13 protein-coding genes and 1 pseudogene are annotated in these 13,935 nt (G+C 71.2%); 5 read left to right on the top strand and 9 right to left on the bottom strand.

All coding sequences use genetic code 11. The features are described from left to right. Positions 1–88: 88 nt before the first annotated feature. Entirely contained in the window at positions 89–994 is a 906-nt protein-coding gene (locus OG844_RS07590) for an esterase/lipase family protein (RefSeq protein WP_406389014.1), read from the top strand. 54 nt (positions 995–1,048) lie between these two features. Here OG844_RS07590 and OG844_RS07585 read toward each other — a convergent pair whose 3' ends face one another. Continuing rightward, positions 1,049–2,083, bottom strand: coding sequence for a lytic polysaccharide monooxygenase (locus OG844_RS07585; protein ID WP_406389012.1), 1,035 nt, complete (start codon positions 2,081–2,083; stop codon positions 1,049–1,051). Between the two features lie 422 nt (positions 2,084–2,505). Between OG844_RS07585 and OG844_RS07580 the strand changes: the two genes are divergently transcribed. Beyond that, positions 2,506–3,675, top strand: a complete 1,170-nt coding sequence (locus OG844_RS07580; protein WP_406389010.1) for a right-handed parallel beta-helix repeat-containing protein — start codon at positions 2,506–2,508, stop codon at positions 3,673–3,675. Between the two features lie 96 nt (positions 3,676–3,771). On the opposite strand, the gene OG844_RS07575 is transcribed toward OG844_RS07580, so the two are convergent. Further along, positions 3,772–5,346, bottom strand: coding sequence for an alkaline phosphatase D family protein (locus OG844_RS07575; RefSeq protein ID WP_406389008.1), 1,575 nt, complete (start codon positions 5,344–5,346; stop codon positions 3,772–3,774). 261 nt (positions 5,347–5,607) lie between these two features. On the opposite strand from OG844_RS07575, the pseudogene OG844_RS07570 reads away from it, so the two are divergent. Together OG844_RS07570 and OG844_RS07565 are read left to right on the top strand one after the other, a co-directional pair. Continuing rightward, positions 5,608–5,871 (top strand): annotated as a pseudogene (locus OG844_RS07570) (tripartite tricarboxylate transporter permease); the annotation flags it as partial. 13 nt (positions 5,872–5,884) lie between these two features. After that, positions 5,885–7,363 (top strand): trifunctional class I SAM-dependent methyltransferase/NUDIX hydrolase/VOC family protein, encoded by a 1,479-nt coding sequence (locus tag OG844_RS07565; RefSeq protein WP_406389006.1) that lies wholly within the window; start codon positions 5,885–5,887, stop codon positions 7,361–7,363. Positions 7,364–7,384: 21 nt separating this feature from the next. Here the strand turns inward: OG844_RS07565 and OG844_RS07560 are convergent, their stop codons facing one another. Together OG844_RS07560 and OG844_RS07555 are read right to left on the bottom strand one after the other, a co-directional pair. Then, positions 7,385–7,879, bottom strand: a complete 495-nt coding sequence (locus OG844_RS07560) for a DUF402 domain-containing protein (protein WP_406389004.1) — start codon at positions 7,877–7,879, stop codon at positions 7,385–7,387. After that, entirely contained in the window at positions 7,860–8,780 is a 921-nt protein-coding gene (locus OG844_RS07555) for a GNAT family N-acetyltransferase (RefSeq protein WP_406389002.1), read from the bottom strand. The genes OG844_RS07560 and OG844_RS07555 overlap by 20 nt, the downstream gene beginning before the upstream one ends. Positions 8,781–8,894: 114 nt before the next feature. Here OG844_RS07555 and OG844_RS07550 point away from each other — a divergent pair, with 114 nt between their 5' ends. After that, positions 8,895–9,269 carry a GntR family transcriptional regulator gene (locus tag OG844_RS07550; RefSeq protein ID WP_351179308.1) on the top strand — a complete coding sequence of 125 codons (375 nt, stop codon included), beginning with the start codon at positions 8,895–8,897 and terminating at the stop codon, positions 9,267–9,269. A gap of 75 nt (positions 9,270–9,344) precedes the next feature. Here the strand turns inward: OG844_RS07550 and OG844_RS07545 are convergent, their stop codons facing one another. From OG844_RS07545 to OG844_RS07525, 5 genes are read right to left on the bottom strand one after another with little or no spacing between them, the layout of a single operon-like run. Further along, positions 9,345–10,439: a DUF5925 domain-containing protein gene (locus OG844_RS07545; protein WP_406389000.1), complete on the bottom strand. Its 1,095-nt coding sequence runs from the start codon at positions 10,437–10,439 to the stop codon at positions 9,345–9,347. Next, positions 10,423–10,992, bottom strand: a complete 570-nt coding sequence (locus tag OG844_RS07540) for a hypothetical protein (protein ID WP_406388998.1) — start codon at positions 10,990–10,992, stop codon at positions 10,423–10,425. The genes OG844_RS07545 and OG844_RS07540 overlap by 17 nt, the downstream gene beginning before the upstream one ends. A gap of 58 nt (positions 10,993–11,050) precedes the next feature. Continuing rightward, positions 11,051–11,824, bottom strand: a complete 774-nt coding sequence (locus tag OG844_RS07535) for a polysaccharide deacetylase family protein (protein ID WP_406396039.1) — start codon at positions 11,822–11,824, stop codon at positions 11,051–11,053. A gap of 20 nt (positions 11,825–11,844) precedes the next feature. After that, positions 11,845–12,888 carry a glycosyltransferase gene (locus OG844_RS07530; protein WP_406388996.1) on the bottom strand — a complete coding sequence of 348 codons (1,044 nt, stop codon included), beginning with the start codon at positions 12,886–12,888 and terminating at the stop codon, positions 11,845–11,847. Next, positions 12,885–13,655, bottom strand: coding sequence for a glycosyltransferase family 2 protein (locus OG844_RS07525; protein ID WP_406396038.1), 771 nt, complete (start codon positions 13,653–13,655; stop codon positions 12,885–12,887). The genes OG844_RS07530 and OG844_RS07525 overlap by 4 nt, the downstream gene beginning before the upstream one ends. Between the last annotated feature and the right edge of the window lie 280 nt (positions 13,656–13,935).

The following is a 13,935-nucleotide window of genomic DNA, read 5'->3' as shown; positions in this document are numbered from 1 at the left end:
CATAGAAATGCCAGCACATTCAGCTTGTGGTCCGGGCCACAGGGCGCACAGACATCGCAACTCCCTTGAGCCGCAAGGAGATCGCTCGATGCTGCCCTGGACCCGTGCCCTGCGTACCCCACGCGCACGCCGACCCCTCACCGCACTCTTCCTCGCCGTCGCCGTACTCGCCACCCCCATGGCGACCGCGACCGCAGCCACCCCCACGGAAGCCGCCGCCACGTCCGCCGCGTCCTCCCGTGGCTGGAACGACTACTCCTGCAAGCCCTCCGCCGCCCATCCCCGCCCCGTCGTCCTGGTCCACGGGACCTTCGGGAACTCGATCGACAACTGGCTCGTCCTCGCGCCGTACCTCGTCAACCGGGGCTACTGCGTCTTCTCGCTCGACTACGGGCAACTCCCGGGCGTGCCGTTCTTCAACGGCCTCGGCCCCATCGACAAGTCGGCCGAGCAGCTCAAGGTGTTCGTCGACAAGGTGCTCGGCGCCACCGGCGCACCCAAGGCCGACATCGTCGGCCACTCCCAGGGCGGCATGATGCCCAACTACTACCTGAAGTTCCTCGGCGGCGCCGCCAAGGTGAACGCCCTGGTCGGGATCGCCCCCGACAACCACGGCACCACGCTCCTCGGCCTGACCAAGCTCCTGCCGTACTTCCCCGGCATCGAGGACCTGCTCACCATGAACACCCCCGGCCTCGCCGACCAGGTCGCCGGATCCGCCTTCATCACCAAGCTCAACGCGGGCGGCGACACCGTGCCCGGTGTCCGCTACACCGTCATCGCGACCCAGTACGACGAGGTGGTGACCCCGTACCGCACGCAGTACCTGAGCGGCCCGAACGTACGCAACGTCCTGCTCCAGAACCTGTGCGCCGTCGACCTGTCCGAACACGTCGCGATCGGGACCATCGACCGCATCGCCTTCCACGAGGTCGAGAACGCGCTCGACCCGGCGCACGCCACCCCGACGGACTGCCTGTCGGTGATCGGCTGAGCCTGCCGGGTCCCCCGCGCGGCAGCGCCGCGCGGGGGACCCGGCCGTGAGCGGTCAGCCCCGGTGCGAGCCGGTGGCTGCCCGGCGGCGGACCGAGGCGAACAGGGCGCTCGCGCCGATCGCCAGCGCGGCGGCTCCGCCGATCGCCAGGTACGTGGTGCTGCCGCTGCCACCGGTCTCGGCGAGAGTCTCGTCCGCGGCGCCGGCCGGAGCGGCGGCGCTGTTCGGCTCCGGAGCGTTGGCCCCGTCCTCGTTCGCGTCCTCGCTCCTGCCCCCGTCGGCCGGGGCCGCCTCGGTGACCTTCGCGCCCGTCGCGGCGTCGCTGTCACCATGCCCGTTGTGCTCGACGGACGACTTGTCGGCGCCCTCGTCGATGTCCTGGTCCGACGGGGCGGAGGCGGCAGGGGCCGGGACGGCGGCAACGGAACCGCTGCCGGTCCCCTCGCCACCGAAGACCACGTCGGAGCAGGCGTAGAACGCCTCGGGGGAGTCCGAACGCTGCCAGACGGTGTAGACCAACTGCCGCCCCGAGGCCTGCGGCACGGTGCCGTCGAAGACGTACGAACCGTTCTCCAGCTTCGGGTCGGTCGCCTCGGCGAACGGCTTCTCCTGGAGGTCCGACCACTTCAGCGGCTGTGAGGGGTCGTAGCCGGCCTTGGTGAGGTACAGCTCGAAGGAACCCTTGTGCGGCGCGGTCGCCCGGAACCGGAAGGTGTGGCTGCCCGCCTTCATCGGAGTGGACGGCCAGTCCGCGCGCGGCAGGTCGAGCCCCTTGAACTTGTCGTTGCCCGCGCTGCACAGCTTGCCGTCCGGGATCAGCTCACGGTGCTTGCCCGCCGCGTTGGCGATGTTCACACCGTTCCAGTCGTACAGCGCCTGGGTGCCGCCCGCCGCGACCGCAGCCTGGCACGCCGCGGACTTCGGGCTCTCCGGCCCCTCCGCGAAACAGGCCGAGACCCGGCTCACCGGGTCGGTCAGCGAACCGTGGGCGGCCGCCGGGGCGGCGGACAGCCCGGTCAGCGCGAGCGGAGCGATGCCGAGCGCGACGATCGGGGCGAGCCTGCGGCGAGCGGTCTTGATGGCGGCCATGGTGGCGGTTCTCCTTCGACGGACGCGTCTGTGAGGGGACGGCACAGGGCCGAACGCCGGTGCGGCCCCCCGTACGAATGCCGCACCGACGGAACGGACCCCGTCCCGGTGATCAGCAAACTAGCCGCCGTCCAGGGCGGATCCAGCCGTGGAAAGCCGCAGGTGGCCATCGTTATGGCGGGCTTAAGGGACCGCTAAGAGAGGCCTCAGGAAGCGGGCGGGCGAGGTGCTTCGGGGGCGGGGGAGCGGTGAGGGCGCCGCACCGTACGGACCGAAGTTTCGTTCATGTTCGTGAACAAGAAACAAGGACGAGACCGTTGACGCGTCCACGGCAAACACTCTAGCGTCAGCAGAAAGCGCTTTCGTCTCGCGCTCTCCTCCTTCCCCCCATGGTCGGACGAGTCGACCAACCTGGAGACACGATGCATCTGAGACCTGTCATCGCATGCGTCAGCCTGCTGGCCGGCATGCTTGTCGCGCTGTCCGGCAACGCGGTGCACGCCGCGGGCACCGAGCTGTATGTGTCGCCCCACGGCACCGACAGCGCCGCCGGAACCGAGTCGGACCCCACGACGCTCACCTCGGCCATCAGCCGCGTCACTCCCGGCGGGACGGTCTACCTGCGCGGTGGGACCTACGAGTACTCGCAGACGGTCACCATCCCGCAGGGCAACGACGGCACCTCGGGCGACCGCACGGAGCTGTCCGCCTACCCGGGTGAGACCCCGGTCCTGAACTTCTCGGCCATGGCCGAGGAGACGACGAACCGCGGGCTCGCCGTGAACGGGTCGTTCTGGCACGTGAACGGAATCGTCGTCGAGCACGCCGGTGACAACGGGATCTTCGTCGGTGGCAGCAACAACATCATCGAGCGCACCGTGACGCGGTTCAACCGCGACACGGGTCTGCAGCTCTCACGGATCCTCTCCACCACCCCCAGCGACGAGTGGCCGTCCAACAACCTCATCCTGAGCGCGGAGTCGCACGACAACGCGGACTCCGACGGTGAGGACGCCGACGGCTTCGCCGCGAAGCTCACCGTCGGCCCCGGAAACGTCTTCCGCTACGCCGTGTCCCACAACAACATCGACGACGGCTGGGACCTCTACACCAAGTCGGAGACGGGGCCGATCGGCGCGGTGACCATCGAGGACTCCCTCGCCTACGGCAACGGCACCCTGAGTGACGGCAGTCAGGACTCGAACGGCGACCGGAACGGCTACAAGCTCGGCGGCGACGACATCGAGGTCGACCACGTCGTCCGGCGCAGTATCGCCTACGACAACGGCAAGCACGGGTTCACCTACAACAGCAACCCCGGGCACATGTCGGTGTCGGGCAACGTCAGCATCGACAACGCCGAGCGCAACTTCCAGTTCGACGACGGCACTTCGGTGTTCCAGGACAACGTGTCCTGCCGTAGCGGCGACGGGACGAACGACCGGACCATCGGTGACGTCGACGGTTCGAACCAGTTCTGGACCGGTACCAACGGGTCCCGGTGCTCCGACTACGCCGGTGCCCTGGACTGGTCGTTCGCCACGGACGGCAGCCTCGCCGTGACCTTCGGCGGAAATGCTGTGACGCCGTAACCGACTCCCGACCGGTCCGTCCTGTGGTGTCGGACGGACCGGCCGGGCCTCAACGGTGCCGTAACGGGGGTGTGCGACAGTACCGATGACCTTCGGTCAGATCTGCACGCCGGGCACCTTGTCCTCCACGACCACGCTCGCACGCGTACTGATCGGCGCGTCCGGCTTCGTCACGAAGGGCAGGACGCGGAAGTCGCTCGTCCACCGCTCACGGTCCACCGTGACCCGCACGTAGCCGCGCTGGCTGTTGAAGAACTTCATGTGCGGGTTCGCCGCGAGGAACGTCTCGCCCTGCGGCGTCATGTCCGCGCCGTCGCCGCCGCTGGTGACCGAAGTGCCCACGAACTCCGAACCGACGGTCGCCGAGGCCGGATCGGCGTAGTCGCGCTTCAGGTCCCACGCGTAGTTCTGGTGCCGGTCGCCCGTGATGACGACCAGGTTGCGCACCCCGCGGGTGTCGGCCTCGGCCAGCAGCCGGTTGCGCTCGGTGACATAGCCGTCCCACGGGTCCATCCAGACCGTCGTGCCGGGACCCGGGTCCTGGTCGGTCTGGCCCATCGGGGCCTGGTTGCCGAGGATCTGCCAGCGGGCGGACGAGCGGCTGAAGCCCTTGAGGACCCAGTCCCGCTGCCGGGCACCGAGCAGGGTCCGGGCCGGGTCGAAGCGCTCGGCGCAGTCCGCGGACGTACCGTCACCGCACGGCTGGTCGTCACGGTACTGGCGGGTGTCGAGCATGGTGAAGTCGGCGAGCCGCCCGTAGGAGAGCCTGCGGTACATCTGTACGTCCGGGCCGTTCGGCAGCTGGGTGCGGCGCAGCGGCGCGTGCTCGTACAGGGCCTGGAACGCGTCGGCCCGGCGCTTCAGGAAGGTCTCGGGGTTCTCGTTGTTCTCGGAGACCTCGTCGGCCCAGTTGTTCTCCACCTCGTGGTCGTCGAAGGTCATGATCCAGGGGAAGTTGGCGTGCGCCTCGCGCAGCGGGGCCTCGGACTTGTAGAGGCCGTACTGCAGCCGGTAGCGCGCCAGGTCGAGGGTCTCCGTGTGGAACCTGGGGTCGGTGGTAACGCCGCGCCTGTTCGTCCTGACGCCGGACTCGTACAGGTAGTCACCGAGGTGCACCACCAGGTCCAGGTCCTCCTGCGCCATGTGGTGGTACGCGGTGAAGTAGCCGTCCTGCCACGCCTGGCAGGACGCGAAGGCGAACTTCAGCCGACGGGGGGAGTCCCAGGGCGCCGGAGCGGTGCGCGTACGTCCGACGGGGGAGACGGCGGTGCCGGCCCGGAAGCGGAACCAGTACACGCGGTCGGGGGCGAGGCCGTCGACCTCGGGGTGGACGGAGTGCGCCAGTTCAGGAGTCGCGATCACGCTGCCGCGCCGTACGACCCGGCGGAACCGCTCGTCGAGCGCCACCTCGTACTGAACACGGACGGGTGTGGCAGGCATGCCGCCGAGGCCGTCCTGGGCGAACGGGTCGGGAGCGAGACGCGTCCAGAGAACGACCCCGTCCGACGTGGGTTCGCCCGACGCGACACCCAGGGTGAACGGGTCACCCTTCAGGGCGGGCGCGGCGAACGCGGACTGCGCGTCCCACGCCCCCGTCCCGAGCATCACCGCGGCGGCTGCGGCCCCGCCGAATCCGAACATCTGCCTGCGGGACACGGACATCGCGACCACGGGTCCTCCTCGGTTGCTCTGCGCCAACCTCGGACACGCTGCCGGGAGTTGATGTCATGCTCACGCGCAACGTATGGCCGGGGGCCGAGCGATGCGTGAACAGGACACCTATACGTCGAGCGACTCAGGACACCTGTACGGCGAGCGGCTCAGGACACCTGTACGTCGAGCGGCTCAGGACACCGCCCGGTAGCGCCGCTCCGGCCGCCCCGTCCCCCGTACCGCAACGACACCTCGGCCCGCCCCGTCTCCGCGAAGTACTTCGGAATGCGGAGGTACGGACTGCCGGTGCTCCCCGCGATCATCGCCGTCATCCTCGGCCCGGCCGCCGAACAGCAGGTGCGCCGCGCACTGCAGATCAGCGACGGCAGTGCCACCGGTCTGGTCAACACCCCGTTCGCCGTGACGGTGTACGCGATTGTCCTGCTCGTCCTGGTGTGGCCGCTGGTGAGGAAGCCGGTGACGAGGCTGCTGGTGAGGCGCAGGGCAGGCGCAGAAGTAGCGGGTGCTGTCGGCGGCGGCTGAGAGGATCGCGGGTATGACCACGATCGACTGGGACGCCGCTGCCGACTCCTTCGACGAGGAGCCCGACCACGGGCTCCTCGATCCCGCGATACGCCACGCCTGGGCGCAGCGGCTGGAGAGCTGGCTGCCCACGGCGCGCTCCGAGGTGCTCGATCTCGGGTGCGGTACGGGAAGCCTGGCGCTCCTCGTCGCCGGGCAGGGGCACCGGGTCACCGCCGTCGACCGCTCGCCGCGCATGGCCGAGCAGGCGCGGGCCAAGCTCGCCGGTACCGGCACCGAGGTGCTCGTGGGCGACGCGGGGCAACCCCCCGTCGGCAAGCAGCGGTTCGACGTGATCCTGGCCCGGCACACGGTGTGGCTGCTGCCCGACCCCGCAGCGGCACTGCGGCACTGGTTCACGCTGCTGAAGCCGGGCGGCCGGCTGGTGCTGATCGAAGGCGTGTGGGGCGGCGTGGGACTCTCCGCGGCCCGTCTCACCGGACTGCTCGCCCCGCACACGGAGCGCATCCACCACGAGCCGCTCTCCGGCGACGCCCGGCTCTGGGGCAGGGTGGTCGACGACGAGAGGTACGCCCTGGTGGCCCGCGCCGAGCCGGCACACCGGCACACGGAGGTCGTCGACGTCCATCTGATCCTGCGCCGCGGACCCGATGTACTGCTCGCCCGGCGGGCGGGCACGGGATACGCGGACGGGCTGCTCCACGCCCCCTCCGGCCATGCGGAGGACGGGGAGGACGTCCGGGAGGCGATGATCAGGGAGACGGCCGAGGAGATCGGCGTCGTCCTGGATCCGGACGAGCTGCGGGTGGCCCTGGTCATGCAGCACCGGGGGCCCGGAGGCAGTCCCAGGATGGGCTGGTTCTTCGAGGCGGAGTACGACCCGGCCAGGCCGCCCCGCAACGCCGAACCGGAGAAGTGCTCCGAGCTCGGCTGGTACCCGCTGGACTCGCTGCCGGACGACATGGTGGCGTACTGCCGTGCCGGCCTCGACGGGTACCTGGCCGAGGAGCGCTTCCTGGTCCACTGGCACGAGGACGGTGACCCGATCGGGTACGCGCCGGACGCGGAACGGCGCGCCGTACCGCTGCCGGTCTCCGTGGCCCCCACCGGCCGTGTCCACCACATCGAGCTGTGGGTGCCCGACCTGGCGGCGGCCGAGGCGGAGTGGGGCTGGCTGCTGGGCGAGCTGGGCCATGTCCCGTACCAGCGCTGGGCGCAGGGCCTCAGCTGGCGGCGCGGCGGGAGCTACCTGGTGGTCGCGCAGTCACCGGACCTGTCCGGCGACACGCACGACAGGCTGCGCCCCGGCCTGAACCACCTGGCCTTCCACGTCCGGGACCGTGCCACGCTCGACGCGCTGGTGGCACGCGCACCCGGGCACGGCTGGCGGCTGCTCTTCCCGGACCGCCATCCGTACGCGGGCGGCAGCGGGCACTACGCGGCGTACCTGGAGAACGCCGCGGGGTACGAGGTCGAGCTGGTCGCTCCCTGATCCGGCCCGATCCGAAGGGTTCTAGCTCAGGAGTTCCGCCAGGCCTCCGGTGCGGGCCAGCTGTTCCAAGTCGTCCAGCGCCCGCACGGCGGCCTCGGCCGCCACCGGGTCCCGGTCGGCCAGGCCGCTCTCCTCGAACTCGTCCTCGTCCAGCCGCAGCACGGACGAGCCGTCCGCCGACACCCACAGGTCGAGATCCAGGTCCTCGACCAGGAGTTCGGCGTCCCGCAGTACGGCAGGCCTGGTGATGTCGCAGTACCAGCCCTTGAGCTCCCCGCCGCCGGTGCGGACCTCCTTCACCGCGAACCACCGGTCGCGCCAGTAGTGCTCGGTGAAGACGTCGCCCGGCTCGAACCGTACGAAGCCGAAGTCCCGGGTGTGCGGGGCCGCCCAGGGGGCCCGGACCGTGATGCGGGTGCTGTCGTCCCGGACGAGGTCCGCCGGGTACCGGATCTTGGTGCTGCCCGCCTTGACCAAGGTGACGAACAGGGCGTTCTCAGGTGAGACGGTGGACATGCCGTACCTCCGTGGCGCAGATCTCGTAGCCGAACCATGTGTTGATCGCCAGCATCGGGCCGTTCCCGGCGTCGTTGCCGGTGTAGGCGTCCGTGTACCCGGCGGCCCGCGCCCGGTGCAGCGAGTCGTTCTTCGCGAGCTTCGCCAGACCCCGGCCGCGGAAGGCGCGCCGGGTGCCGGTCATGCCCGACCAGTAGCGGGTCAGACCGTCGGTCTCCGCCACGCTGAACGCCGCCACCGCACCGTCCGCCACCACCACCGAAGTGAGGTCGTGGTCGAAGCCGGGCCGGTGCCAGGTCGTCCTCAGCCAGTCCTCGTAGTCGGTGAGTTCGGACGGGGTGTCGCTCGGCTCGTCCGCGGTCGTCTCGGCGTCCGCCTCGAACAGCGGGCGCGGGTCGTCCTCGAAGTCGGCGGCGGTGAGCAACTCCACGCCTGTCGAGGCCTTCCCGAGCGGAGGCAGTGTGCGGTTCGCCAGATCGAGATGGAGGAAGTGGGCCGGACGGCCCGCCACGTAGCCGCGCTTCTCCGCGAACGCCCGGTTGGCCGGTGCGTCGAGCACCCACGTGTGGACGGCGACCGCACCGACGCCGGCCAGATACTCCTCGGCGGTCCGCACCAGGAGCGAACCCGCCCCGCGCCCCATCCTGTCCGGACGGGTGTACGGATTGCAGAACCCCTGGCCCGGTTCCGGGGTCTCGTAGGCGATACCGACCTGCGCGGTCCCGATCAGCTCGCCGTCCTCCTCGGCGACCAGCAGCCGGAAGTGCTTGTCGGGATGGGCGTCGGCCAGGTCACGCAGGACCTGCTCCGGAGTCGTCACCATGTAGGGCAGGGCCGCCCGCCGCACCTGCACCCAGGTCCCCGCGTCGGCCGGCCGGAAGTCACGAACGATCACCGTCATGGGCCGGACGGTACGCGGAGCCCGAGGCACCCCGCCTCCGAATTTCCGGGGGGGCACCCCCGGACCGGTCACCTGGTTGGCGGCGGCGGGCGGCCGGTGCGGGAGAATCGGCCCGTGACCCTGACGATCGCCATTGATCCGGATTCCGCCACCGCCCCGTACGAGCAGCTGCGCACCCAGCTGTCCGAGCAGGCCAGGTCCGGCGCCCTGCCCGTCGGCTACCGGCTGCCGACCGTACGCGGCCTCGCCGAGGAACTGGGCCTCGCCGCCAACACCGTCGCCAAGGCCTACCGGGCGCTGGAGGCCGACGGAGTGATCGAGACCCGCGGCCGCAACGGCACGTTCATCGCCGCCGCGGGTGACGCTGCGGCGCGGAAGGCCGCGACGGCGGCGCAGGAGTACGCCGACCGGGCCAGGCGCCTCGGTCTGTCGCGGGCCGAGGCACTCTCGCTGGCCGAGGACGCCGTGCGGGCCGCCTACGGTCAGTGAACCCAGGAGCCCTGAGCCGCGAGGGCCTGGAGACGCAGGAACCCTGAGCCGCGGAGGCCCGGAGACGTGGGGTGCTCAGAGGTACAGGCCCTCGTCCGCCCTCGCGTCCTGCTTCGGCACGGAGGGGGGAACGCTGCCACGCCGCAGCGAGTACAGCTCGGCGAGCGTCGCACCCTCCCGGCCCAGGCCCTCCTCCGTACCCAGCCAGGACACCGACTCCGCCCGGGTCAGCGAGCCCACCTCGATCCGGGCCAGGCAGCGGCCCGGCCTGACGACCGCGGGGTGCAGCCGCTCCAGGTCCTCGTTGGTCGTCACCCCCACCAGGACGTTGCGCCCCTGGCCCAGCAGACCGTCCGTCAGGTTCAGCAGCCGGGACAGCGCCTGGCCCGCCGTGTGCTTGGCCTCGCCGCGGATCAGCTCGTCGCAGTCCTCCAGGAGCAGCAGCCGCCACCGGCCCTTCGCCGAGCCGTCGTCCTCACCGATCGCGATGTCCATCAGATAGCCGACGTCGTTGAAGAGCCGCTCCGGATCCAGCACGCAGTCGACCTGGCACCAGTCGCGCCACGACCGGGCCAGCGTGCGCAGCGCGGAGGTCTTGCCCGTGCCCGGAGGGCCGTGCAGCAGGAGCAGTCGGCCGGAGATGTCGTCCGGAGTGACCTTCATCAGCCGGTCCATGGCATCGGCCACCGGAGCCGTGTAGTTGGTGCGCACCTCGTCCCACGTCCCGGCGGCGATCTGCCGGGTGGTGCGGTGCGGGCCGCGACGCGGGGACACGTACCAGAACCCCATCGTCACGTTCTCGGGCTGGGGCTCCGGTTCGTCCTTCGCACCGTCCGTCGCCTGCCCCAGTACCTTCTCCGCGAGCTCGGGGCTGGTGGCCGTGACAGTCACGTCCGCGCCCCGGTTCCACCGCGAGATCAGCAGGGTCCATCCGTCACCCTCGGCGAGCGTGGCACTGCGGTCGTCGTCCCGGGCGGCCCGCAGCACCGTGGCCGCCGGCGGCAGCAGGGTCGCCCCCGACTTCACACGATCGAGGGAGGAACTGTGCGAGTACGGCTGCTCGCCCGTCGCGAAGCGCCCGAGGAACAGCGCGTCGACGACGTCGGACGGCGAATCGCTGTCGTCGACGGTGAGCCGGATCGGCAGAGCGGACTCAGGGTTGGCAGACATGGCGCCCATGATCCGGCACGGCGGCACCCCGTGCACCCAGGTTTCGCGAGCTGCTCCCGGCCGGTGCACACGGCACCCCGGCGCGGCCTCCCCCGAGGTCAGCGCGGCGCGCGCCCCTCGAAGTCACCCGTCGCGACCGGGACCGGGGCGGGCCGCCACCCGTCCCGCGCAGCGCGTACAGATGCGCGTCGTCGTTCGACAGGACGCGCACCGGATCGGGCCGGGCGTCGAGACTGCGGACCAGCCGCCGCTCCCACGACGCGGAGTGCCCCGCGGTGAGCCGCAGGTACTCCGCCTGACGGTGACCGGCCATCAGATACGCCTGCGGGCCCGCCTCCCGCAGCGCGGCGACCAGTCCGCCCACCAGGACCGGATCGCGGGGCGCGGCCGTCGGACGCAGGATGCCGGGGGAGAGTGCGGGCCCGGCCCCGGCCCCGCTGCCGTCGCTCAGCCACAACAGCCGCCCCGGTCCGCCGGGAAGCCCCTCCACGTACGCGACAGCTTCGGCCTCACCGCGAGTGATCCGTTCGAACGGGGCATCGCCGCCCGGCACCACGAGGAAGCCACCGGTCAGCGCGAGCCCCGCGAGGACGCGCCGACCGGGGCCGCGCTCATCCGGCCGAGCCGCCGAACCGGCGGCGCACCCGGCGCACGCCGCGTACGACCGCGAACCCCTTCGTGAGCGTCCGGTCCACGGCGAAGGTGCGGGTGACCGCCCGGCCCTCGACCAGTCGTGCGAACTCGGCGGTACCGGTGCTGCGGCGGACCGTCACCCGTTCCAGGGCGTACGGCCCCTGCCGGCGGTGTGCCAGGGCGTTGCCCACGGCGAGTGACTGCGCGAAGCCCGCCGCCCGAACCGCCTGTCGCACCCGGCGGCTGGAGTAGCCGTAGGGATAGGCGAAGGAGGCCGGGCGAGCGCCCAGTTCACCGGCGATGATCTCCCGGCAGCGCACGGTCTCGGCCCGCAGCCGCGCGTCGTCGAGCTGGTCGAGCTGGGGATGGGTGTGGCTGTGGCCGCCGATCTCCACACCCGCCGCCGTGAGTTCCCGTACCTGGCCCCAGTCGAGCATGGTGTCCGGGGCGCCGCCCTCGTCGTACGCACCGCGCAGCCATCCGGTGGAGACGAAGACGGTGGCGGCGAAGCCGTGTTCGGCCAGCACCGGCAGGGCGTGCCGGTGCACCCCCTCGTAACCGTCGTCGAAGGTGATCAGCACGGGCCGGGACGGCAGGGGCCGCCCGGAGCGCCAGCCCTCGCCGAGTGCCGCCGTGGTGAGCGGGGTGAAGCCTCGCCCGGCGAGGGTCTCCATCTGCGCCCGGAACGCGCCGGGCGACACGGAGAGTCCGTACGCGGCGGCGGCCGGACGGTGACCCACGGCGTGGTACATGAGGATCGGTACGGCCACGCTCACGACGGCTCACCCCGCACGTCGCGGCCCGGGGCGCAGGCGTCCTCCGCGTCCGGGTGCCGTTCGACGGCCGGTACGGAGAACGCCGCCCCGCTGCCCCGCGACCGGACGCTCCCCACGGCGTAGCCGCCCGCGGCTGCCAGCACACCGGTCACGACGGCGCCCGCCCGGCCGGCGCCTCCCGACCTGCCGAGCAACGCGTCCCGCACACCCCGCACCACCCCGGCCGGAAGCACCCGGGTGGTGTAGCGGCGCTCGGACTCGAGGCCCTTGCCCGCGCCGACGCTCCGGGACACGAGTGCCTTGGAGAGCCCCTCGGCGTAGCAGCGGGTACGGAAGTAGCGGAACCGCTCCCGTACCGCGGGGACCTTGTGGTGGATCACCGCGCGGTCGTCGATCAGCAGGACCGCGCGGGGCAGCGCACGGGCCAGCCGGATGCAGAGTTCCGTCTCCTCACCGCCCAGCGGCCGCTTGTCTCCGTCCCGCCCGATGCCGGTGGCGAAGCCGCCCGCGGCGTCGAACGCCGTGCGCCGGAACGACGCGTTGCCCCCGAGGACGTTGCGGACCCGGACCGTGCCGGGCGGCAGCCCCCTGTACGTACACCCGACGACCCAGTCGAACTCCTCGGGAAACCAGGCAGGCCTGCGGCCCGACGACCAGGCGGGCACGGTCCGCCCGCCGACGGCCATCACCCGCGGATCGTCGTAGCCCTTGTCGAAGTGGCGCAGCCAGTCCTCCTCGGCCACGGCGTCGTCGTCGAGGAACGCGACGATCTCCCCGCGGGCCGCGGCGATGCCGGTGTTGCGGCCGGCCGAGAGGCCGCGGGGGCCCGCGTTCGCGAGCACCCGCACCGCCCCGGACCGCCCCGGCTGCCCGTACTCCTTGCCCAGCCGCTCCAGCAGCGCCGGGTTGTGGTCCACCACCAGCAGGATCTCCCGGGCCGGCAGGGACTGCGCACGTACCGAGCCGACGGCCGCGAGGATGTCCTCCCAGCGGTCCTCGGTGTACACGCAGATGACCACGGAGAAGTCGCGCAGGTTCACAGCACCCGTCCCCGGCCGATGACCGCGGGCACGGCGGCCGCCCGGCGCCCGCCGCGGCGCACGCGCTTCTCCGTGAGGATCACCTTGAGCACCCGGATCCCGTCGCGCACGGCACTGAGGTTGCTCACGCCGTGGATCCGGTTGTACTCGTGACTCGGGACCTCCTGGACCCTGAGCCCGGCCTTGACCACCCGGATGTTCATCAGCGTCTCGATCTCGAAGCCCGTGCAGTCCAGGGTGATCCTGTCCAGGCAGTGCTTCCAGAAGGCGTTGTAGCCGTAGCAGAGGTCGGTGTAGCGGGCCCCGAACTTGCGGTTGACGACGGTGCACAGCGCCCAGTTGCCGAACTTGCGGACCGGCGTCATGTCGTCCGTTCCGCCCCCGTTGGCGAAGCGGGAGCCCTTGGCGAAGTCGGCGCCGCCGACCAGGGCCGAGACGTAGCTGACGATCTCCTCGCCGTCCGCCGAACCGTCCGCGTCGACCATCACGATGATCTCACCGGTGCAGGCGGCGAAGCCGCTGATCAGGGCGTCACCCTTGCCCTTGCCGACCTGCTTGACGACCACGACGTCAGGGCGCAGCTCACGGGCCACCCTGATCGTGTCGTCGGTGGAATTCCCGTCCACGAGCACGACCTCATGAATCCAGTCGGGCAGGGTCTTGAACACATAGGGAAGATTCTCCGCCTCGTTCATGGCGGGGATCACGACACTTACCGGCGGCGCTATCGCGAGATGCGAAGAGATCGGTCGGTATTCGCTCTCCATTCGAGCGACTTCGGTCTCTTCGGCGGTCGATCTGATCGAGGAAGGCAGAACTGAACTCATGAGTCTTTTCCCTCTCGTCCGGTGGACGGCCCGCCCCCGGGCAGTCCGGATAAAGGTCCGGTTCGAAAGGGGGGTTCTCACCCCGGCCATGACGGCATGGCACGCCGAGCCGGCTGGATGAGCTGGCGCAACTGGCCGCACGGCGGCCGACTCGACTGAGTACGGCCGCTGGGCACGGCACCCCCCTACCGCGCCCCGCCCGGTATCCACCGCGGCTGCC

The sequence above is a fragment of the Streptomyces sp. NBC_00887 genome, assembly GCF_045207585.1.
This window is presented reverse-complemented; position numbering and strand designations above follow the sequence as displayed.